This window comes from Pseudomonas sp. NFACC43 (assembly GCF_900119645.1).
Classification (GTDB): Bacteria; Pseudomonadota; Gammaproteobacteria; order Pseudomonadales; family Pseudomonadaceae; genus Aquipseudomonas.
Map to the genome: position 1 here is coordinate 65900 of NZ_FPKK01000019.1, position 21764 is coordinate 87663.

Here is a 21764-nt window from a genome sequence, read left to right on the forward strand (position 1 = left end):
CCTGCAGAGGGTGCCACGCCTGACTTCTGTCCTTTAACCTGGTCAGTCCCTGTTTGATGTTGCCCGCCGTTTCACCACACGTGCTCAAATATCGCTGAAGAAGTCGCAAAAAAACACCTATCGAATGATAGGTGTTTTTGATGGTTCCAGTAATTGCCGAGGAAAACTATAAGAAGACTTTCATCGCCCCGATCAAAATGCCGATCGTCACGGCGAGCATGGAAGCCATACGAATGGACAACTTGAGATCAGATTTAGCGATCTCTGCAGTCAGTCGATGATTAGTATTAGCGATCTCAGCAGTCGCCTTGCCAATTTCAGCAGTTGTTCTAGCGATCTCAGCAGTCAACCGCTGGTCAAGGTTTGTGAGATCACTTTTCGTCGCGAGTAGTGTGAGCATGTCAGATTCCAATGCTTGGATAACGGCTTCAGCTTTGAGCTCAGGCACGTCGATTGCGCGCAGTGCCTGATACATCGCCAGTTCCATTTTCATTAAGGCCTCCTGAAACAAAAAAAGGCCTTCCCCCACGACGGGAAAGGCCCGTCGTGGGTGGGAAAGTCATGCTTCCATCGACATCAAGTCGACTGTCCGCGCTGCCGGAAGCTATGCGGTCATATGAAGGATCCTGCGGAGAACCGCAGCGCCGTCTTGAAGATCCTGGCGGCTGGTGCTGAGCGAATCAGCGAGATGCATAGCAAAAATGCCGCTGAGGGCGTTTGCTGTCAATCAGGAAACCGGTTAACGAGTGTTTCCTAATGTTGTGTGAGGCTTCTCGCTGCCTGGCGTCACCACCTTCAGATTCGGGTTGTTGAGGGACGAGTCGCTTATCAAGCCATAGTGCTTTTTCAAGAGATAGCCGTGTAAAAAACGTGTTTTGCGTGCACCGCTGAGCTCACATGTCCAGATGCAGCGACCGTTCGCTTGTATGCGGTGCAGTTTCATTTTTCCAAAGCGCTTTTGAACCCATTCCCAGTCAGGCTGCTCCTGTCTTTTCGAGATGGAGGCGGGACGAGGGAATGCTTTCGCGTAGCGTTGGAAGATTCCAGGAGTGACTAAGAAGAGTGTGTCTTCGACGGAGTGCACCAGCGCTTGGTCGTCATTCATGATGATCTGGTGGGTGCGTACGCCTTCTATCAGCCACTCCATGAAGTGTTCGCCACTTGGCTTCGCATGCTTTTCTGGCACAGGCGCTTCTTCTGCTGAGGAGGCAGAGTCGGTGATAGGTGCGGAGTCGGAATCTTCAGGCCATTTGGGAGGCTCGCCGATTTGATTCGTTAATGAGTCGAAATAGTCGGTTGATGGTGTATCTGGCAGTGATGGATCTGATTGTGTGGCGATGGTCGCTGGCTCATGGCTCTCAGCTGCCGTGATGGTCTGTGCAGGGGCGTTGGCTACTAAAGCTTGTTCGGCTTGAATAATGATCGCGCCGAGTGCGCCGGTATGTTCGCTATGGCCAGACCAGCGGGCCATGAGCGAGGCCCACAGTTCAGGGAAAGCGGAAAGCCAGTCCAGGATTTCGCTGCTTAATAGCTGGTGGATCATCAGGCTGGATGCGGGGCCACGCAGTCGATAATCGAGGTCTTTTCGGTATCGAACTCGGTAAGGTCGAGTTAGCGGTCCGTGCCATGGGTGCCAGGCGCAGCCATCCAAATATTCGACTTGGAGATCAATCGCAATCTTGCCAAGGTTTTCACTCAGGATGGCGTATGTCAGTGCGGCATTCCACGCTTCCGTTTGGATGATCTGAACTTCTGGTGGAGCTCCTGGGGGCAGTAATCGTGATCGGCGAATTTTTAGAGCGTATGTAACTACTTCCAGGCCATGGTCCAGCATCCCACCGGAGTAAGCGTGGTGCTGATTTTCAGATGCTGGGAAAAGTTGAACCAGTTCGGCGTACCGTCTAATTGGGGCGAGATAAAGTTCATCGAATTGAGGGCGGGACATGGCGGTGCACTGCCAGATCTGTCTTAGCAACTTTTGTCTGTGGGGAACGGCCAAGAGTGATTCCGCAGATTGGGGAGTGGTCAGGCCGGCGGGTGATGTTGGGCTAGCTGCAGTCGTGGGGTCGAGTGCACGCCGAAGCTTGCGATGGAACAGTGAGAACATAATTGCTCCTGTCGAGAGGGAAGGGAGGTATTCGCTTGGCGACGACATGAAGCAGCACTCATGAACATGGATGAGTGCTTGGCTTCGAAGCGCCGATACAGACCTGTCAGTGGGCAAAGCATGAGGCAGGCGAGCCGGATTAGTTGGCATTCCCTAGAGGCAGCGGGCGGCTTCTTGCGACGCCCTCAGTTATCCAAGCTTGCAGGGTTGTTCAGGTGACCGAAGCCGGGAATGCTCGCCGAGCAGGCATTGAATGTCTCGTGTCCATAGGGCACGCAACCGGCAAGCGTAGAAAGATTAAATGCGCCACTACGCATATCCGTATTGGCTGGAAATACGCTTGGTCAAGTCGAGGCGCTAACGAGGCGGGGAGTGGGGCGCACTCTTACGGCTCATTGACGTCGAAAGCCTTGAATTATCGTCCGAGGTAGGTCGCAGTAATTTGTGTTCTCTCATGCCCGAGTTCACGGCTGATAATTTGTCGAGCGATACGGTCTTGAGAACGCTGCATTGGGGTCAATTCCCTGGAAAAGATTCCTCCTGCCGCCGGTGCCTTCCACCCTGTCAAAGCGAAGTAACGGCTTTGTGCATAACGATGACGTAGCCCATGCATGTGGCTCAGGCCTGCTGCCTTGCACTGACCATCGTAGGTGTTTCTCTGTTGGATATACGTTTTCTGAGCCGGGATTAGTGATCCGGCTCCCGCTAGCTGATGTGCCGCATTCAGCACCTCGCGCTGTAGCGAAGTAGTGATCGGCACAGAGCGATCACGCCCACCCTTCGTCCATGAGCCCTTGAGGAGAATGTGATCTCCTTGATCCGCATACTTGGGCTGAAATTTGATCGCTTCCTCACGGCGTAGTCCAAACGCCGACTGAAGCTGGAGGCTCATGTGCACGTGGGCGTCAGTAATCTTGCTAAGGTCCGTTCCCAGTTCTTGGGCTTTGCTGGCGTTGGTGACAAAACGCCGGTCGGCCACACCCAGTTGCGCGTTGTCCGCGGGGAGAATGCCAGCCTTGCCGATTTTTTCAGCCCACCATCGAAGGTGCGCAAGCCGATTTTTGATGGTGCCAGGTGACAGGCCTTCGCCTTGCCAGCGATCTAGCAATGCCAGTACGTGTTTGCCCTTGAGCGAGGGGGCTTTCATCTGCCGGAAACCAGACTCGCGTAGTTGGCGGGCGATCAGCCCCAATGAGCGGATGCGGTCGGCTTGAGTGTTGTGACTGCCATCGCGATTGCGCCGGCAAAGTTGCCGCAGGGTGTAGGTCAAATCGTCCATATACCGTTCACGCTCACAGACTTTGATTTGTGTCGTTGTCCTGTCCTGAAAATCATTGGTAAGTGTTGGTGCCAACTCGCTAGGCGAGATCCCCGAAGGGTAGGGGCATGGTGTTCAGAAAACACCGATGTCTCGACTGAGACGTCCGTCTTGCTTCCTGCTGGAAGATCGGACGGAGATGGAGCGGGATGAGCTGGTTTTTAGTGTTGATGAGTACTCCAAGGAAATGGATGGGATTGTTAAGTGGAAGCAGTCGGCATTGTGCAAAGGCCCGCTGCCTGGACGGTGCAGTAGCGGCACATGACGGAATAAATCCGATAGACAAAAGCGGCTCCGCCCATGGGTATGGGTCGGTATGCTTTTAGAGCCTTGCATACCTGGCTAACTTCATCCTGCTGGATCAGCGCTTGCAGGAGTCTTGCGCTGTTGGGATGACGACTCTCGAACCTGTCGTCTTAGGTTTTAGCTGGGCCAGTGTATGGGAGCATCATCATGTATGCCGCACTCTTTGGGGTTCAGGATTTGCCCGTGATGTTGGGGCGTCGGCTGGGCCGTCACTGCGGTTTGCAGTGACGGCCCGGTTCATGGCTTGCGCGTCCGTGGGCAAAAGCCGTCTGCGGTAGGTGCATATTTATTCATTGCCTGTGGTACTGACGCGGCCTTCGGCCTTGTCGGCTCCCTGCGCAGGGGCAGCATGGTTCCCATGCCACACCTGCGCAGGGAGCTTGTGGGAAAGGCGGAGCACGGAGCTGCCTTGCCGATCAACGCCGTGAATCGCACGAGCAAGTCGACAACGCAGGTTGACCGAGAGCTTTCGGTCGACGGTCTGGGGGATGATAACTAGCAGTCACAACGTGGTAGTTGGAACCCATAGCGGCCCTTCGAAGACGGTGGCTCACGGCCAGAGGCTGCCCTTCGCAACAGGCAGAAATCGGCCAATAGCGGCCCTTTAAGCTGGACGTCAAATCTGCCGCCGCCTCATCTGCCACATTGCGCTTGGCTAAGGATGAGGTATCAGGTATGTCTGCTCCATCCACCACCTAATGGAACTCCAGATGGACAAAATCGACAACGAGCTGATCGACCCAATCATTGAGCCAGGTGGCGAAAAAGCTCACCGCATCGCCAGAATCATGATTGGCGCAGTGCCCGTCCTGGGCGGTGCTGGGGTTGAAATTTTCAATTCAATCATCGACACGCCAATGAATGAGCGAAAGATGCAGTGGATGAATCAGGTCGGCAACGCGTTGAACGATCTGATCGAGAAGAGTGTGCTAACCGAGCAAGACTTGCAGCACAACGAAACATTCATCACCACCGTGTCCCAAGCATCGATGTTGGCAATACGTAGTCATCAGCAAGAAAAGCTGGAGGCGCTCCGCAACGCAGTGCTGAACGTCGCAATCGGCCATGGCCCAGAAGAAGATCTGAGACAGCTGTTCCTCAATTTTATCGATGTCTGCACGGTGACCCACATTCGTCTACTCAGCCTTATGAACGGCCCTGAAGAATGGGGTCAGAAGCATGGAGTAGAGTTTCCGAGTAGCTGGAGCATGGGCGGCATAGCGCAAGCCATTGAGCATGCATTTCCAGATCTCCGAGGCAAAGAGCGGATCTACAAAGTCATCTGGGGAGACCTTTATCAGCGCGGCCTTATCCACACAGATGGCCTTGGCACAACCATGTCGCGCCAAGGCATTCTGGCCCGCAGGACCACGGAGTTAGGGGCGAAGCTCATCGACTTCTTGAGCGAGCCTGTGGAGCTGGAGTGAGCTTCTAGTTCGACTAGTTTTCGTTTTGGCTAACGCTAGCGTGGGGATGGCTATTGGTCGAAAGAAACCTTTGTGAATGGGCGGCCAAAATCGAACGTTTTCCACGGACGGCTACCGGATATTGCGACAATGTGTATTGTTAAAACGTCTATACTGGCATTTTGACCTAGCCAGGGATGAGTGATGATAGTCGGGACTTTTTTACGTTATTACAAATGTTACATGGGCATCAATTACATCCCGGTCAGCAACGGAACAAATTTTAATGCTTACATAGGGGAAAATGGGGCTGGTAAAAGTACTGTTCTTGAGGCTTTAGAGGTTTTTTTTAATGGCGGGCAATGGAATGTAAATAACGATGCTGTAGCCAACGGCTTGAGCACCAGGACGCCGCATATTTGCGTTATTTTGGCCTTGGAAAAAAATAAGTGGGATAGAATAGCCAAATCAAGCGGTAACGTGGATGAGCTGTTAATTATAGATCTGCTAAGTCGTATATTGTGGGAGGCTAGGCTGGATTCATTTAATAGTGCAAACAGAGAGGAGGCTAAAAAGTTCATTGCGCACAGAGATTCTTTAATCATAAATAAAGATACACACTACCTCTGCGCAATAGGGCAACAATACGAAACGCCGGAGAGGTCGTTTCTCTCAATATTTAGCTCAATGACAACAATTAGCCAGCTCGCCTTGCTTCTTCCGTCTGATCCCGCAAAGCCGAGAAGTAACGAGGTACAGTTAGAATTGGTGATATCTAAAATAAGTAAATTTATTGTTCCAAATTACAATTATATTTACACTCCAGCGGAAGTGGATGTTCAAAGATATACAAAGATCGAAAGCAAAGCCATTCAGAAATTATCTGGAAAAGACATTGAGACAATATTAAAAGACATTATCACTCAAAAGTCTCTGGTTGAAATTAATAAGAAGCTGGCAGAGTTTATAGCTGATATCGAAAAGACCTTGGTTAGTTATGAATATAAAAAGCCGAGTCAGCGACAGTCAAAGTTAAATTTTTCCGATCTTAGTCACAAGGTTATAGAGTCGTATTTTTCTATAAGAGTTTTAAATAAGAGCGAAGGGGGGACGCGAACCCCTGTAAGTCAGCTCAGCTCTGGCGAGAAGAAAAAGGCTCTTGTTGACATTTCCTATGCTTTTCTCAGTAAAAATAATCAGCTAGATAGTGAGTTAGTATTCGCCATGGACGAGCCCGAGGCGTCGCTACATACCGGGGCGATCTTCGAGCAGTTTGAGCGGATTTATCAGATATCCAAGTTAGGGGTTCAATGTCTCGTAACTACTCACTGGTACGGCTTTGTACCTATTTTAGCGACCGGTACAGCTACAAATATTTACAAAGAAAAAGGCGAGATTTTGAATTCCGTAATTGATATCGCCTACTATCGGGAGATTGTGAAGCAACAAATTGCGAGCCATAAAGGCGCGCTTCCGGCAGATATTAGCTTAAAAAGTCGAAATGATCTTGTGCAGACAATCATCGCCTCAATCAGAAAGCCTTCTCCGTATAGTTGGATTATATGTGAAGGGACGTCGGAGAGGATATATTTTGAGAAATATTTTGCAGGAGAGCTTCAAAAACAGAAGCTCAAAATTCTGCCGGTGGGCGGAGCTAAAGAAGTAAAAAGACTCTTTGAATATCTGGAACTACCTATCAAAGAGGACGAAAAACAAGTCGGTGGTAAAATCCTTTGCCTAATTGATACGGATATTCAATTTATGGACTGCGACTTTAAAGACTATCCCAATCTAAAGTTTCGACGCCTGCTTGATGTTGACAATATCACAAATCTTGTAAAAGGTGGGCATAATCAAAAAACGCCATCAACAGATATTGAAGATAGTCTGGATGCATTATATTTTTTCCAAGCTTTGGGAGAGCTTGGTGATGAGTACGAAGATGTAGCTATATTACTGGATTGTATTGAGGTACTAGACTTGGGATACTCGTCAGCTTCCGCTTTCAATTGGCGAAAAAAGGAGAGGGACGCTTTGAAAGATTTATTTAAAGAGGATGGGTTCAAGGTCCGATTTGCAGAGGTGTATGCGTCACTTGTGGATGAGGATGATGCTTTGCATCCAGATCCATTATGGATCACCGAAATACGGAAGGATTTAATTTAGAATTTGGTGCTATTTGACGTATCGCCCTAACGACCGCTTGCGGCCCAGAGTGTAAAAACGCTTCTTCAAAACTGAAACTCGCGCCGCTATGTGAAATCTGAAAAATATCGGCTGCTCAGCCGATCTGAATTTTGCGTAGAAACGCGATTTTCAGTCCAACACAGGGATCCAATCGCGCTGAAAAACGCTTTTACGCGGCCTAGGCCAACAGCAGACGTTCGCGAGCGACTGCTTACGGATGTGGATTCAACCGGTCGCTCCCTGATTGCTTGAAAATTTACTCTCAGCCTCTTGGATTAATTTTAAAAGTAATTTTACATCCAATCCTACGTCGCCGTATGTGAAACTTGCCTCGACGACATTTTTCTTAGACTTACTCAGATCGGAATGTACATGATCTGGGCCGTAAGGCACTTTGTGATGATTGGCTGAGTCGACTCTGGACAGCTGTCTACCTTCAGGGCTCAGGATGTTATATGCATAATTTGAAGGAGAGTGTTGCCTTACTACTACGGTAATCCCGGAAGGTCTACGGGCGGTTACAGTTTGATCTTCCACCTTCATGACAGTGCACTCGAGTTTTACTTTAAGAGTTTCACAGGTTTGCTCAAGCGCTTCTTCAGCGGTACGTGTGCGCGTACTTGAGAACATAGCCGTTCCCCCTAAATGTTTAGCGAGATAGTCAAGCAGAGTCGATTGCTTTTGAGATTCGGCCTGGTGCGTCAAACAAAGCTGCAAACCAACCATCATTCCTGACTCCCCCCAAACAGTACTGGTAGCCATGCGATCGGTTTTTACGCCACAAACCAAGCATTGCCCGTCTGAAGACAGCCAGATACCCTGATCTACGGCAGTATTTTCGCGGCGTCCTCCGAGTAAGCCATCGAATGACCTAGCGTCGGCTTTCCATCTCTCATGCCATGCCTCGTAGCGCTGTGCATACCCTGCGTCATCAATGAGTTTTGAGAAGCGGGCATCGTTCACCGGACCGAGCTTGATTCCGTACTGTTCGATATAAGCACCAATCTTGCCAACCAAAAGAAGGTTTTCTGTTTTCATGAAATAAATTCTTGCAGCAGGAAAACGTTCATTAGGTTCATACAGTGCGTTCATATGAAAAACGCCTGTACTGATATAAATATGAGCATTCGTTGCTTCCTGCATCATCCAAAGCAAGATTTCTTTAGTTGAAACCTCAATCGCCAAAACGGGTCTCTTTTCTTCAAGAAGATTTCCTCCGAAACACTGAATTGCAGTATCGGTTGCACATCCATTCAATTTAAGACGGATGCAGTCTTTGATTACATCGTTGAGATTCAAGTAGCTTACCTGTTTTGTTTTCATTGAGGTCGTGTAGACGTGTCAGAAAAGATGACTCAAATGATAAGCTATAGCAATAGAGCAGATTAAAAATGGTCAAATCCAAAAATGGGATTTGGTGATTCGCCTATTTAAGGAGTGAATCGCCCTAACTGGTGGAGGCACAGGATGACTGCTCTTGGCCGACTACTGCCGGTAGCGAACGGCAGCATCGGGTCGATTTCAGCCAGTTGCGACAGGCAGAAACAATACAAGGCAGACGTTGATGCTTTACCGCTTTGGTCCTCAGATACTTTCTGACCAGACCACACCACTGATGAGCATTGTGGTGATGGAGCTGCGACTGGGAGAAAAATTATCGGTGAGCTGGCCTGACTGCCGCAGATTCATAAAAAACCGTTTTGATGAATCTTTTCATTCTGCGGCGGGTATGCTTCGCCGCAGCAGCGAAAACCATCGATTTGCCATCAGTCTCTCCATCTGCCTTTCAGGCGTCACCACAGTGCTGTGGAGCCAACTTGGCCAGGCCTTGTTTGATGTGCCCAGCGTTCTCGCCGATTAGGTCCAGCGAACTGCGCATGTTCTCGCCAACGTCACTTGATCCGCGCTGCTCGACCCAAAGCACAACCTCTATCAACGCCGCTTCAAGTGCGAACTGATTTTCGTACATACGTTCTAGGGTGTCAGGCAGCGAGTATTCGGTGGGCGTGGCTTCGACTCCATTCGAGAAAACCGAAAGCGTAGCAGCGAAGAAACGGAAAGTCAGATTAATAGATATCGCGAAAGCGCTTTGCCACTCCCGCTAGTCGCTTGATTATTTTTTCGGTGCGGGCTTTGTCGTGGGCGCCGGGGTGAAGCATGGCGATGAGAATGTATCTATCTTCATCGTAGAGCCCTTGTGCATATACCAACGCAGCATCTTTGGTGGGGTCACCTAGAGGACACTTTCGGTCAAACTGCGGTTTACTCGTTGGGAACACTGACGGCGGGATGGCGATGTGAATGTGCATCAAGCCCACGACATAAGCTTCATGTGGATGAGTGTATGGCACGTCGCAACCGAAATATGACGGGAGCGTCATTCTGTTGGACGCGATATAGGTATAAAAGTCGTCGCGCAAAGAGTTCAAGATTGTAGGGTGATTGGACAAAACATCTTTGAAAAGGTCATCGTATGTGTCGGTGCTATACTCGACAATTATTGTCATATGCCATCAGTTCGCAAGCTGATGGAGGCGCTCTGTCGAAATGGAAGCCAAGGCTTCCAGCCCTTTCATATCTATTGAACTCTCGTAGTTTTTGGGCACGTGAAACATCTGTTTAAGAATCATGGCGTTCTGTGCTGTCCGCGAGCGCGTAGTAGCCAGATTGCGCCGAAGCGCATTGTATTCGTCGCTCATACTTGGCAAGTTCGAATACAGCTCAGCCTTAGTGGATAACACTAATTCCAACTCGCGCAATGTACTCGCTACCTCTGAAAACCGTTCATCTTCTATCACGTGTCGTGGGGGCATGTTTGTGAGCATGGAGCGACCTGCGTCAAACACAAAGTCATTGAGCTCATTCAAGCTGACAATAGCTTCTTTGATCGCGGTACGAATTTTTGCGTCTTCAACAACATTTCTCTCACGTGCGACTTCCAGGCGAGCGCTCGACTCAGCACTGGGGGCAGCCGCAACCTGTGCGCAATACAGCGACACACGCAAAGTAAGGGAAAGCATGACCTCTTTAGAATAAGGGTCTTGACGGTGATGATGTTGGTCGCGCTTCATGGTCTTTGCCCTCTTGGGCGTGCTTTGGTCTGTTGTTGCTTGCGTTTCAGGTCGGTGTTTAAAAGTGACTCTATATCCTCTGACCAAATGTGCCACCGTTATGTCACCACATTTTTGTAACGGCCAGACATATCAGACAGGCGGCAACAGTCATGCAAAAACAGGGCCAGCTCCGCATTTCAAGCTGTGCCGCCGTCGCGTAACAAGTCCTCGATCGATGCAGGGAGGTCGGCAGATGTGATGCTCTTGGGTTCACGAGGATGGCTTTGATCGACCCAAGGCGGATGCTCTTGAAGGAGCCAGCAACCTAAGGAAAGGACATGAACGAGAACACATTAGCAATAATAGAATTACGTGCCGTCATTGAAGAGCAGCAGGAACTTCTGCGCTTGATTTTGTGGGTGATGTCGCAGGGGCCTATCGTTTTTCAGGGGCAGAAGCTGAAATCCGTCCTCGAATGGGATCAGGTGCGGGCAGTGAGCGCCACATCGCTTGGCGCTGGTCAGTCGCTCAACACAATCCTAAGAGGATCAAGTGCCGTCGGTATCCCCATTCGTGATCTCTACCCGATTGCCCGCGGTGTGATAGAGGGGTTTATCAATGCTGCTTTCTTCGTAACTCAGCCAGTCGAAGTATCGCAACGCGCTTTGAAGCATAAAGACTATGCCGCTTGGAAGCATATGAACCGCGTGATTGGCACCGGCGAGTTCGCATTCACATTGAGCACAAGCCCCGATTCGAAGGCATTGGCAGCGCTGATGTTTCCTGAGTTTGCAGGTAAAGGACAGGGCTCATGGAGCATGCTGGATGCGCCATCGAAGATTGATCGCATAGGGAAAGTAGTCCGGTCAGCTGGAGGGGCCTTGCTCGGCGCTTATGGACTGATATATGCCATCTCTTCTGAGATCATCCACGGATCAGTGTACGGAATGAGCTACTTCATGAGCGCACACAACCCCGGCGAAATGAACGTCGAGGGCTTTCTTGCCAATACAGAGAGCCAAGTGGTCGACATTCTCTCTGCTGTCAGCCACGCGGCCAGTGGCTTTCTCGCCGCGTTCGCGCAGATTCACAACTGCCAGCCACTGATCGACGTTGAACGTAAGCTGTTCAAGCGTTTGTATAAAGCTGCCCAAAGTGAAGGCTTCGGCCGGGACAGTTCATCGTCAGCTAAAGAGCAGGATTGAGCCGGAGTGGGCGTATCCCAGCAAAGATTTTGAGTGGGCTGTCTCCGCTCGGACAATGACCGCTTTTGGCCGATAGGTGCCCTTGGTCAAATGTCTTTACGGCCTGTGCAATCAAGTGACTTGCGCACAAAAAAACCACCTGTCCTAGAACAGGTGGCTGGTTCCAATGGAAAAGGTGGTCTCGTTAACGAATAAACGCGACCGCGGCGAAGAGAATCGCCATCGCGACGAAGAGCATCACGCCAATATTCATAAGGAGGCTTACCTCAACCCGGGATAGCTCTGCCCGAAATTGCGCTATGTCGGGATCGGATTTACCTGCAGAAGATAAATGCACATGAGAGTCCATGGCTTGGATAACTGCTTCGATTTGCTGCTCAGGCACGTTGATAGCCTTCAGGGCTTTGTACATTGCCAGTCGATTTTTCATTAAGGCCTCCAAAAACAAAGAAAGGCCTGCCCCAGGACGGGGGGAGGCCCGTCGTGGGTGGGATGGGGGTGGCTTGCTTCCTTCGACACTCAAGTCGACTGTCCGCGCTGCCGGAAGCGATGCGGTCATTGGGCGGATCCTGCGGAAAACCGCAGCGCCGTCTTGATGATCCTGACGGCTGGTATGCACTCGTGAAAGTGCTCCCACGAACATTTGCTGTCAATCCAAAAACTGGCTATCGAGTGTTACCAGATATTGGGTAATAGCACCGGACATTCATGAGTTTACAGGCGTTGAAGTCCGCCCTATGCCGGACACGCCTGCCACCCTTTGTCTTTCATCACCTGTGCCGCCAAGTCTCCAGCGCCCCTAGGACCGGCCAGGATTTCTCGCATGTTGGCAATGTGTGGCCGGCCAATTTCGCGCCATGCCGAGCGCTCTGGTGGCTTCTTGGGCGCTTCTATGCGAACGCGGGGTGCGGGCGGCATTGCAACTGGCTCGCCAGCTTGATTCTGTTTTTTGCGGCCGGCCCACAAGTGAAACTCGCCGGCCAACACACGTTTCACCAAGGCGAAGAAATAGGCGACGACATTGCGTACCGTGCCGTTTTGACTGCGTGCTTGGAGTTCGTCCAGCACGTCTTGGCGATGGTGTGACGGCAACCGTTTCAAAGCCATCAGCACGTCTCTTTGCTGATCTGCTTTGGCGCTGACCAGGCATGGCGGCAAGGCCAGGGGGAGTGACGATGAATCGCTTTCCTCACGCGTATGCGCGCGGTACGTACGTTCTTCTTTGTATAAATACGTCTTATACGTACGGTGTTGCTCTTGAGGTATCTGGCGGGTCTGTTTGGTCTGCCGTGTAACGGTCGATCTGTTTGCGGAAGCAGTAGGTGCGGATGTTCGGTTGACCCTAGGGCGCTTTCGCGATGGCGCGGAAGGCGGTGGTTCATCGTCTTTGTTCCGTTGCTCCCGACTGGCAATGGGGGGATGTTCAGGCGTCTGCTCAGAAGTCGCCAGAACGTGCTCGGCAAGATGCTTGATTTGTTTGTTTTCATGGCCGATGCAGGTAGCCATAAGCTCCTCCAGGCTGTCGTCGAGAGCACAAGCTTCATGGAAGCTTAGGGCGCGCTCGTTGACTCGATACAGCACGCTTTGAACATTGCCAGTCAGGAGATCGCAATGTTGCCTTACGAAGCTGATCCATCCTGTAAGCCGCAGTACCGCTAAAGCGCGCCAAGCCGTGGCAGCGCCCGCTCGCTGCCCGCAGGGAGTACACGTGAGATAGCGGCGCAGCTGTCCCATGTTCACGAGCGGACTGAGGCCATCAGCGGTGCGAAGCATGCGCAGGACCTGCCAGCCATTGCGCTCCAACGGGGTAAGGCGCTGATCGAGCATGAGCGCCGTCAAGGTAGCGCTCAGAGCATCTTGATCTTGTGAGTTCTGGTGAGTGCGTAGGTCTGCCATGAGATGACTCCGAGGTATGGGCCACGACGGCCCGTTCCTCTGCATCTCATCGCGGATCAACCTTCGTGTAACTCGACAATACGATTTGCATCACCACCGGATTTATCGCTGTTCCATATCGCCGATGACAGTCCTTCATCAGCGTATGGCGACGACTTTCCGATCACTGCTTTCGATGGTTGCTGATACTGAGAGATTGCCGGTAGCTGCTCCCTGGATGTGTTCACTCCACCACTGCATCATCGGCCGTCTGCGCTCAATGTAGTCCGCTCGGTTATAGGCACTACGTACCTCGTCCTTATCGACATGGGCAAGCGCAACTTCGATCAGCTCTGGGTCCCAACCCTTTTCATTGAGGATGGTGCTCGCCATGGAGCGCATTCCGTGGCTTACGAGTCGCCCCTCAAAGCCCATGCGTTTCAGCGCCATGTTGGCGGTCTGGCTGTTGCAATGGGTGCGAGGATTACGGTCGGCGGGAAACACGTATTCCCGGTGTCCGCTGTAGGGCTTGATGGCTTCCAGGAGTGCCAAAGCTTGCTCCGTGAGCGGGATGATGTGTGTGCGACGTTTCTTCATGCGCTCCGGTGGAATCGTCCAGATCTTCTTCTTGAAGTCGATGTCAGCCCATCGGGTGGTCGCAGCTTCTGCCGGCCGAGTCATCGTGTGGAGTTGCCACTCGATGAGGCACCGGGTGGTTCTTTTAATGCTGGCGTTGGCAATCGCCACCATGAGTTCATTGAGCTCATCGGGGGGCAATGCCGGCATGTTTTTCTTCTTTGGTTTTTTGAAGACTGATCGAATTCCGCTCAGGGGGTTGGCATGAATGAGTCCGTAGTTCACCCCGTAAGTCATGATTTCGTTGAGGCGTTGGGTCAGGCGCTTGACCGTTTCCAAGCTGCCTTTGGTCTCAAGTGGCTTAAGCAACTTGATGACCTGGGGAGCGCTGATTTCGGAAATTGGGGTCGCGTGTAAATCCGGGAAGACGTGCAGCGTGAGCGAGCGCCAAATGTCTTCAGCGTAGGCGGTTGTTACGGAATCTTTCTTCAGTTCAAACCAGGCCGTCGCGACGTTTTGAAAGGTGTGCTCTGTCGCGGCTTTTTTCGCTTGGCGATCGGCATCGCGCTGCTCTTTGGGGTCGAGTCCCTGGGCGACCAATTCCCTGGCCTCAACGGTGCGTTTTCGCGCTTGAGTCAGGCTGAGCTCAGGGAATGTTCCCAGTCCCATGTTGATCCGTTTTTTCGTCACGGGATGGACGTAGTTGAAATTCCATAGCCTTGAACCTTGGTTCGGACTCGCAGCTGGAGGCCGTTGCCATCGGTCAGTATGTAGTCCTTGGCTTTAGGTTTGGCGGCTTTGATTTTCAGGTCTGAAAGGCGTGTGGCTTGGGCTCCCATGGGTACTCCAACGCTGTTTGTGTATTCCAAAATTTACCAGCCGCGGGCTTGGAATACGTCTTGGAATACATTTCAAAATGGATCTGCGTGAAGTGCTATGGAGCCCAGTGGCGCTGAAACCCCCGTATTTACTGGATTTCAGGCACAAAAAAAGACGTCCGTGGACGTCTTTAGATGATGAAATGGTGGAGCCGGGGGGATTTGAACCCCCGTCCGCCAGTACTCCGCTGTCGGTACTACATGCGTAGCCGTGTCTATTGAGTTAACCCTCAGCGACCCGACGGGCAGGGTGCTTTGGGCGAGTTGTGTAAGTTTTAGCCGCTTCGTCCACAACGTACTGCACGGCGATTCTGTTCTATATGACAATCATTTTGGGTTTACAGACATCCCCTGATGATTGCTGGACCCGAAGGTACCAGAAGGGAAGAGCTAAGGCTGCTTACGCAGCGAGAGCGTAATCCCCGTAGGTTTCGTCATTGGCAACTATAGGAAGTTGCAACAGTGGATTTACGAGTTCTGTTACCAACTCGGCATGCACCTAAAGTTTCGCAACCGGCGTCGAATCCTGAACGGCCCCGGACCTGTCACTCCGGTAGAGCATTGGAGCGGCAGGCGTGTGCAGAGTGTACGCCAATCCGGGCCGGAGGCCAACCCGAAGGTTGGCCGTCAACGGTCAGGAGCTTTTACCGTCCTTGCTCACCTTCTGGATTTCCTGAAGGGTCTGGGTGGTTTCGCTGATGCATTTCTTGGTGCCTTCCTCACTGTGCAGGGCCTGGTGGGCCTTGGCTTGCTGGAGGCTGGCCTCGACGCGCGCTTCGAGGTCGGAGCCCTGGACCTGGGTCTTGGCGTTCTCGATGGTTTTGATATTGGTCTCGCACAAGTCGTCCGAGCCGCCGGCAGCGAACGAGGGGGAGGCGAGGATGGAGGCAGTGACGAACAGACCTAGCAGTGCAGAGCGTTTCATGTGTCTCTCCTTGAACCGAAGGCTCACGCCATCAGTACTACCAATTGAGGGAGGTCCCGCGTTTGCGGGACTTGATCAATGGACTGCGGGCGTTCGCCAGGGTTCTATTTTTCTTTACCTCGCCCTGGCCTGGGTGACTCGGTCCACCAGGTAGACCAGCCCGTGGTAGTCGATGGCGCCGTGTTGCGTAAGGCCGATTTCACAGGTGCGGCTGGTGGAAATTCCTTCGCTGCAGTGCTGCACGGCGTCCTTGAGGGTACGCAGTGAATGGGCGTTCAGTTCCGGGGTGGTGAAGCCTTTGTCGCCGGCAAAGCCACAGCAGTGGATACCTTCGGGGATCACCACGTTCTTGCTGCATTTGCGCGCCAGGTCGATCAGGGCCTGGCTTTCGCCCAGGTGTTGCGTGCTGCAGGTGACATGCACGGCGATCGGGGCTTCCTGTGGCGTGAACTCCAGGCGGTCCATCAGGTGGGTGCGGATGAAACGCACCGGGTCGTACAGGTCCAGGCGTACGTCGCCGAGGTCCTGGACCAGGCGCAGCGTGCAGGGGCTGGTGTCGCAGTAGATCGGGTCGAGCCCGCCACGGCTGGCATGCAGCAGTGCGCCGATCATTTCCTGGCGTTTGTCTTCGGCTTGCTCGGCATACCCTTTGGACGCGAATGGCTGGCCGCAGCAAAGGTTGTCCACATTGTCCGGAAAGACGACTTGATAACCGGCCTTTTCCAGCAGCCGTTGAGTCTTTTCGTACAGGGACGTCTGTTCCTTGTCCCCTGCGGCCGGCCCCATGGCGCGGGATACGCATGCAGCCAGATACACCACTCTCGGGCGTTCGTCCGCCACAGCGGGGCTGAAGCGGATGGGGCGTTCCGGCTGCGGCATGGCGTTGGTCCATTGCGGAACCCGGCCCTTGGACAATCGGTTCAGCCCACCGGACAGACAGGTCAGGCGCGGCGCTCCCAGCAGCATGCGCGCGCCATTGGCGACGTGCAGCGTAAAGCGGGCACCCTGCAAGGCAGTGGCGAAATTACTCGCAAGCCAATCGGCGGTTTTCTTACGGGTTGCGGTACGCCCTCGCAGTTTTTTCACCAGCTCGCCGGTGTTGATGCCCACCGGACAACGTTGGGCGCACAGCCCGGTGGCGGCGCAGGTGTCGATGCCCTGGTATTGATAGGCCGTTTCCAGCGCCGAAGTGTCGATGCCGGAGCTTTTTTTCGCCTGGATGTCGCGCCATATCACGATGCGCTGGCGCGGGCTCAAGGTCAGGTCCTTGGACGGGCACACCGGCTCGCAGAAGCCGCATTCGATGCACTTGTCGACGATCTCGTCGGCGGCCGGCAGCGGCTTGAGGTGCTTGAGGTGGATCTGCGGGTCTTCGCTGAGGACCACGTCGGGGTTGAGGATGCCGTTGGGGTCGAGCAAACGCTTGAGGCGCCACATCAGCTGGTAGGCATCGCTGCCCCATTCCAGTTCGACGAACGGCGCCATGTTGCGTCCGGTACCGTGTTCGGCCTTCAGCGAGCCGCCGAACTCCACCGCCACCAGATGGGCCACGTCATCCATGAACGCCTGGTAGCGTGCGACTTCTTCCGGGTTGTTGAAGCCTTGGGTGAAGACAAAGTGCAGATTGCCTTCCAGTGCGTGTCCGAACAGGATCGCTTCGTCGTAGTGATGTTTGTCGAACAGTTCGATCAGGCGATTCACGCCCACGGCCAGTTGCTCCACCGGGAACGTGACGTCCTCGATGATCACTGTGGTGCCGGTTTTGCGCACCGCGCCCACGGCGGGGAAGGTGTCCTTGCGGATGGCCCAGAGCCGGGCGTTTTCCTTCGGGTCTTCGGTAAAGTCGATGCGTTTTTCCACCGGGAAACTGGCCAGGGAGGCCATGACCCGGGCGAGCTGTTCCTGTAGGAGGGATGACGAAGCCGCGCGGGATTCGATCAGCAGGGCACAGGCCTGGGGCGACAGGTGTTGTACGAAATCTGGCATGCCGGGTTTGTCCTGCACTGAACGCAGGCTGCGACGATCCAGCAGTTCCACCGCCGATACGGGTTGGCTCTTCAGGACGGTGACCGCGTTGCAGCAGGTCTCCACATTCGGGAACACGATCAGCGCCGATGCCTTGTGCGGGTGGTCGACAACGGTGTTGTAGGTCACTGCGCTGATAAAGCCCAGGGTGCCTTCGGAGCCCACCAGCAGATGGCTCAGGATGTCCAGAGGATCGTCGAAATCCACCAGGGCGTTGAGTGACAGGCCGGTGGTATTTTTCAGACGATATTTATGACGAATTCGGGCGGCCAGTTCTGTGTTGGCGCGGGTTTCGCGACCGAGGGTCGTCAACTGCTCCAGCAAGTCGCCATGGCTTGTGCGAAAGGCCGCCACGCTGCTGTCGTCTTCGGTATCGAGGCGAGTGCCATCGGCCAGTACCAGGCGGATGCCGGCCAGGGTGTGATAGGTGTTCTGGGCCGTGCCGCAGCACATGCCGCTGGCGTTGTTGGCGACGATGCCGCCGATCTTGCAGGCGTTGATGGACGCCGGATCCGGGCCGATCTTGCGCCCGAACGGGGCCAGCCAGGCGTTGGCCTGGGCGCCGATCACGCCGGGCTGCAAACGGATCTGGGAGCCTTGTTCGCGAATCTCGCGACCGTTCCAGTTGTCCCCCAGCACGATCAGCACCGAGTCGCTGATGGCTTGTCCGGACAGGCTGGTGCCGGCGGCACGGAAGGTGACGGGCACCTGGTCGCGCTGGGCCAGTTGCAACAGCGCCACCACTTCGTCTTCGCTCTCGACCCGCACCACGAGTTTGGGAATCAGCCGGTAGAAGCTGGCGTCGGTACCGAAGGCCAGCGTCGACAGCGGGTCGTCGAAACGTCGCTTGGGTGGGATCAGTTGGTGTACGTCACGCAGAAAGGGGGCCGGAAGGGTCATTGGTCCTCCAGAATCAGTACCACCAGATCCTTCGGGCCGTGGGCGCCGTAGGCCAGGACTTGTTCGATGTCGGCGGTTTTCGAGGGGCCCGACACCAGCAGGGCGTTGGTGGGCATGCCTTGGGCCCAGGCGAATTCCTGCTGCACTTCGTAGAAGTTGTCACGGATCTCGCTGGCCTTGAGCAGGGCGAAATGCACCGGTGGCACCAGGCTCATCAACCGGGGCTCTTCCCGCGTTGGCCAGAGAATCAGGCTGCCGGTGGCGGCGATGGCACCGAGGGTGCCGGTGAGGCTGGCAGGGGTGTCGTTGAACAGCTCGGCTTTCCATTCCTCCACCGGCCGGTCGTAGGCCTTGAGAGGTGGCAGGTCCGGATTGTTCGCCCAGAATTGCGTGATTCTTTGCCCGTGTGGTGTGCTCGGCGCAATGAGCAGGCTGGGCAACTGACGGTCGCGCAGTAGCTGCGCCAGCAACGCTGGCCAACCTTCGCCGCTGGTGAGGTGGATCTCGGTGTGCACAGCCTCCATCAGCTTACGCAGTTGAGGGATGCGTTCCTCAGGCGCATAGCGATAGGTCTGGGTCACCAGCTCGACATCGAAGTTGTCGGCAACCGGCGTGGTGCCGGTCAGGCTTTTGCGCAGCTTGGCGAGAATATTCTGCTTGGCGCTCATCGACGGTCTCCCTGCGGGTTCAGGTGTTCGCGGGCCAGGTCATGCAATGAGCGGGCGGCGGGTTTGGGGGCGCTGTGGTTCTGGGTCCATGGACCGACGTTGCGGGGCGTCAGGGCGCGCAGGCGCGTGGCGAGGTAGGCGAACAGCCGGTACAGCCGCGGCGAGCTGTTGAGCCGGGCCCAGGCATTCCAGATGAACCGTTCCCTGGGCGAATATTTGCTGCCCTGGCCGCGCATCACCTGGTGGGGGCTGTCCGGTGCCTTGACGTTCTCTTCCCGCAGCCGGCGCAGCAAGGCCGGAATCGGGATCTTCACCGGGCACACTTCGCCACAGGCGCCGCACAGCGAGGAGGCGCTCGGGTGGTCCGGCACCTTGGCGAGGCCGACCATGTGGGGCGTGATGATTTTTCCGATAGGCCCTGGGTAAACCTCGCCATAGGCGTGGCCGCCGATTCGGGTATAGACCGGGCAATGGTTCATACAGGCGCCGCAGCGGATGCAGTTCAGGGTCTGGCGCAGTTCGCTGTCGGCAAAGGCCTGGCTGCGTCCGTTGTCCAGCAGCACCAGGTGGACTTCCTGGGGGCCGTCCAGCTCCTGGGCCTTGCGCGGGCCGGAGATCATGTTGACGTAGGTGGTGATGGGCTGGCCGAGGGCGGAGCGGGTCAGCAGCGACAGCAGCGGCACCACGTCCCGCAGGTTTTCCACCACTTTCTCGATGCCGGTCACGGCAATGTGCACCGGTGGCACGGTGGTGGACATCCGTCCATTCCCCTCGTTTTCCACCAGCAGCAGCGTACCGGTCTCGGCGACGGCGAAGTTGACGCCCGAGACGCCGATGTCGGCCTCGAAGAATTTCTGCCGCAAGACCCTGCGGCCGATCTGGATGAGCTGGTCGACGTCCTTGGTGTACTCCACGCCGAGTTTGTCGTGGAACAAGGACGCGACCTGACCGGCATTCTTGTGGATCGCCGGCATAATGATGTGTGAAGGCTTCTCGTGATCGAGTTGGACGATGAACTCGCCCATGTCCGATTCCAGGCATTCAATGCCTTGAGCCGCGAGGACATGGTTCATCTCCATCTCTTCGCTGACCATCGATTTGCCCTTGATCACTTGCCGCGCCTCGTGAGCGCGGATGATCGAAAGGACGATGCCATTGGCTTCGTCCACCGTTTCCGCCCAGTGTACTTTCACACCGTTGCGGGTCAGGTTGCTTTCAAGCTGCTCGAGCAGGTCGGGCAGCTTCGATAACGCACGGGCGCGGACCGCATTGCCCAGCACCCGCAGGTGTTCCCTTTCGTGGGCGTCGCTGAAGGACGTCGCCCGCTTGGTCATCAGTGAATCCATCGCACTGCGAAAGTTGTTTCGCAGTTGCGTGTCGTCCAGGGCCTTGTGGGCCCGGGCGCGAAAATCTTCCGACACCTCAACGGTGGGAATCAGCGTCGGCGTGCTCATGCCACACCTCCGGTACGCTGCCAGAGGAAGCTTGCCAAGTGTTGGCCGCGCAGCGCCTCCTGCTGTTTTTCCAACGCGCCGTTGATGTTCATCAGGCAACCGCAGTCGGCACTGACGACCTGATGCGCGCCGGATTCCTTCAGCGCCCGGGTCTTGTCGGCCACCATTGCTCCGGAAATATCCGGCATGCGAACGCTGAAGGTCCCACCAAAACCACAGCATTCACTTTCGTGGCTGTGTTCGACTCGTTCCACGTTGCACAACTGCGCCAACAACGCCCGGCCGTGCAGGTGGGTGTTCATTTCCCGTCGTGCCGAGCAGGACGTGTGCAACGCGACCTTCGTCGGCTGCCCGCTGTCCTTGAGCTGCACCTTGCAGACGAACAGCAGGAACTCCGCCAGCTCATAAGTCCGTGCGGCCAGGGCCTGGATCTGCCGGAGCGTGTCGGGCTCGTCCTTGAACAGATCGGCGTAGTGCTCGCGGATCATGCCGGCGCAGGATCCCGATGGCACCACTACCGGACAGTCTTCGGCAAACAGGGCCAGCTGCGCTCGCGCCACCGTCCGGGCCTGCTCGGTGTATCCCGAGGTGTAGGCCGGTTGCCCGCAACAGGTCTGCCCTTGCGGGTACTCCACCCGGATGCCTTCACGCTCCAGCAGGTGAATCGCGTCCATCCCGGCTTCGGGATAGAACAGGTCCACCACGCAGGTCCCGAAGAGGTAGACCCGTTGCGGTTTCTCGCTGGGGTACTGCCGGGGTTCGGGCAATGGCGGGGCGACACGGGTCGCGTTCGGCACGGCGTTGTAAAAAAGCTCGCTCATCAGGCGTGTCTCCGGGTGGTCCCGGTTATCCGTCCGCTGAGGCTGCTGAATATAGAGGGG

18 protein-coding genes, 1 other RNA gene and 1 pseudogene are annotated in these 21764 nt (G+C 54.6%); 4 read left to right on the plus strand and 16 right to left on the minus strand.

Translation table 11 applies throughout. The features are described 5' to 3' along the window. Positions 1-166: 166 nt before the first annotated feature. The 3 genes from BT179_RS24120 to BT179_RS24130 form a co-directional block, all read right to left on the minus strand. On the minus strand, positions 167-493 hold the full coding sequence (locus BT179_RS24120) for a hypothetical protein (protein ID WP_072432041.1): 327 nt from the start codon (positions 491-493) through the stop codon (positions 167-169). A 246-nt stretch (positions 494-739) separates the two neighbouring features. Beyond that, positions 740-2257 carry a MobH family relaxase gene (gene mobH / locus BT179_RS24125; protein ID WP_371264421.1) on the minus strand — a complete coding sequence of 506 codons (1518 nt, stop codon included), beginning with the start codon at positions 2255-2257 and terminating at the stop codon, positions 740-742. 265 nt (positions 2258-2522) lie between these two features. Continuing rightward, positions 2523-3386 (minus strand): integrase domain-containing protein, encoded by an 864-nt coding sequence (locus BT179_RS24130; RefSeq protein ID WP_072432039.1) that lies wholly within the window; start codon positions 3384-3386, stop codon positions 2523-2525. Positions 3387-4441: 1055 nt separating this feature from the next. Between BT179_RS24130 and BT179_RS24135 the strand changes: the two genes are divergently transcribed. Continuing rightward, positions 4442-5158: a hypothetical protein gene (locus tag BT179_RS24135; RefSeq protein ID WP_072432038.1), complete on the plus strand. Its 717-nt coding sequence runs from the start codon at positions 4442-4444 to the stop codon at positions 5156-5158. Between the two features lie 222 nt (positions 5159-5380). Then, on the plus strand, positions 5381-7303 hold the full coding sequence (locus BT179_RS24140) for an AAA family ATPase (protein WP_177305135.1): 1923 nt from the start codon (positions 5381-5383) through the stop codon (positions 7301-7303). A 246-nt stretch (positions 7304-7549) separates the two neighbouring features. Here BT179_RS24140 and BT179_RS24145 read toward each other — a convergent pair whose 3' ends face one another. After that, a complete protein-coding gene (locus BT179_RS24145; protein ID WP_072432067.1) occupies positions 7550-8623 on the minus strand; it encodes a DUF6516 family protein in 1074 nt (357 codons plus the stop codon). A 265-nt stretch (positions 8624-8888) separates the two neighbouring features. Between BT179_RS24145 and BT179_RS26840 the strand changes: the two genes are divergently transcribed. After that, positions 8889-9185 (plus strand): hypothetical protein, encoded by a 297-nt coding sequence (locus tag BT179_RS26840; RefSeq protein WP_177305136.1) that lies wholly within the window; start codon positions 8889-8891, stop codon positions 9183-9185. Here BT179_RS26840 and BT179_RS27060 read toward each other — a convergent pair. The 3 genes from BT179_RS27060 to BT179_RS24160 all read right to left on the minus strand — a co-directional run bounded on the left by BT179_RS27060 (position 9111) and on the right by BT179_RS24160 (position 10395). Continuing rightward, complete coding sequence (locus tag BT179_RS27060) at positions 9111-9293, minus strand: hypothetical protein (RefSeq protein ID WP_072432036.1); 183 nt, start codon at positions 9291-9293, stop codon at positions 9111-9113. The genes BT179_RS26840 and BT179_RS27060 overlap by 75 nt on opposite strands. Before the next feature lie 97 nt (positions 9294-9390). Then, complete coding sequence (locus BT179_RS24155) at positions 9391-9831, minus strand: type II toxin-antitoxin system YafO family toxin (protein WP_072432035.1); 441 nt, start codon at positions 9829-9831, stop codon at positions 9391-9393. 6 nt (positions 9832-9837) lie between these two features. Further along, positions 9838-10395: a hypothetical protein gene (locus tag BT179_RS24160; RefSeq protein WP_072432034.1), complete on the minus strand. Its 558-nt coding sequence runs from the start codon at positions 10393-10395 to the stop codon at positions 9838-9840. Positions 10396-10715: 320 nt separating this feature from the next. Between BT179_RS24160 and BT179_RS24165 the strand changes: the two genes are divergently transcribed. Continuing rightward, positions 10716-11582 (plus strand): DUF5677 domain-containing protein, encoded by an 867-nt coding sequence (locus BT179_RS24165; protein ID WP_072432033.1) that lies wholly within the window; start codon positions 10716-10718, stop codon positions 11580-11582. Positions 11583-11766: 184 nt separating this feature from the next. Here the strand turns inward: BT179_RS24165 and BT179_RS24170 are convergent, their stop codons facing one another. The 9 genes and pseudogenes from BT179_RS24170 to BT179_RS24210 all read right to left on the minus strand — a co-directional run bounded on the left by BT179_RS24170 (position 11767) and on the right by BT179_RS24210 (position 21704). Next, positions 11767-12012: a hypothetical protein gene (locus tag BT179_RS24170; protein WP_072432032.1), complete on the minus strand. Its 246-nt coding sequence runs from the start codon at positions 12010-12012 to the stop codon at positions 11767-11769. Positions 12013-12317: 305 nt separating this feature from the next. After that, complete coding sequence (locus BT179_RS24175; RefSeq protein WP_072432031.1) at positions 12318-13478, minus strand: STY4528 family pathogenicity island replication protein; 1161 nt, start codon at positions 13476-13478, stop codon at positions 12318-12320. A 138-nt stretch (positions 13479-13616) separates the two neighbouring features. After that, positions 13617-14872, minus strand: a pseudogene (locus BT179_RS24180) (integrase domain-containing protein). Positions 14873-15055: 183 nt separating this feature from the next. Continuing rightward, positions 15056-15449: a transfer-messenger RNA gene (gene ssrA / locus BT179_RS24185) on the minus strand. 96 nt (positions 15450-15545) lie between these two features. Next, positions 15546-15836, minus strand: coding sequence for a hypothetical protein (locus BT179_RS24190; RefSeq protein WP_072432030.1), 291 nt, complete (start codon positions 15834-15836; stop codon positions 15546-15548). Between the two features lie 114 nt (positions 15837-15950). Beyond that, a complete protein-coding gene (locus BT179_RS24195) occupies positions 15951-18761 on the minus strand; it encodes an FAD-binding and (Fe-S)-binding domain-containing protein (protein ID WP_072432029.1) in 2811 nt (936 codons plus the stop codon). After that, positions 18758-19429 carry a LutC/YkgG family protein gene (locus tag BT179_RS24200; RefSeq protein ID WP_072388599.1) on the minus strand — a complete coding sequence of 224 codons (672 nt, stop codon included), beginning with the start codon at positions 19427-19429 and terminating at the stop codon, positions 18758-18760. Before BT179_RS24200 ends, BT179_RS24195 begins: the two co-directional genes overlap by 4 nt. Beyond that, entirely contained in the window at positions 19426-20883 is a 1458-nt protein-coding gene (locus tag BT179_RS24205; RefSeq protein ID WP_072388597.1) for a LutB/LldF family L-lactate oxidation iron-sulfur protein, read from the minus strand. Before BT179_RS24205 ends, BT179_RS24200 begins: the two co-directional genes overlap by 4 nt. Continuing rightward, positions 20880-21704, minus strand: coding sequence for a (Fe-S)-binding protein (locus BT179_RS24210; RefSeq protein ID WP_072388595.1), 825 nt, complete (start codon positions 21702-21704; stop codon positions 20880-20882). The genes BT179_RS24205 and BT179_RS24210 overlap by 4 nt, the downstream gene beginning before the upstream one ends. Between the last annotated feature and the right edge of the window lie 60 nt (positions 21705-21764).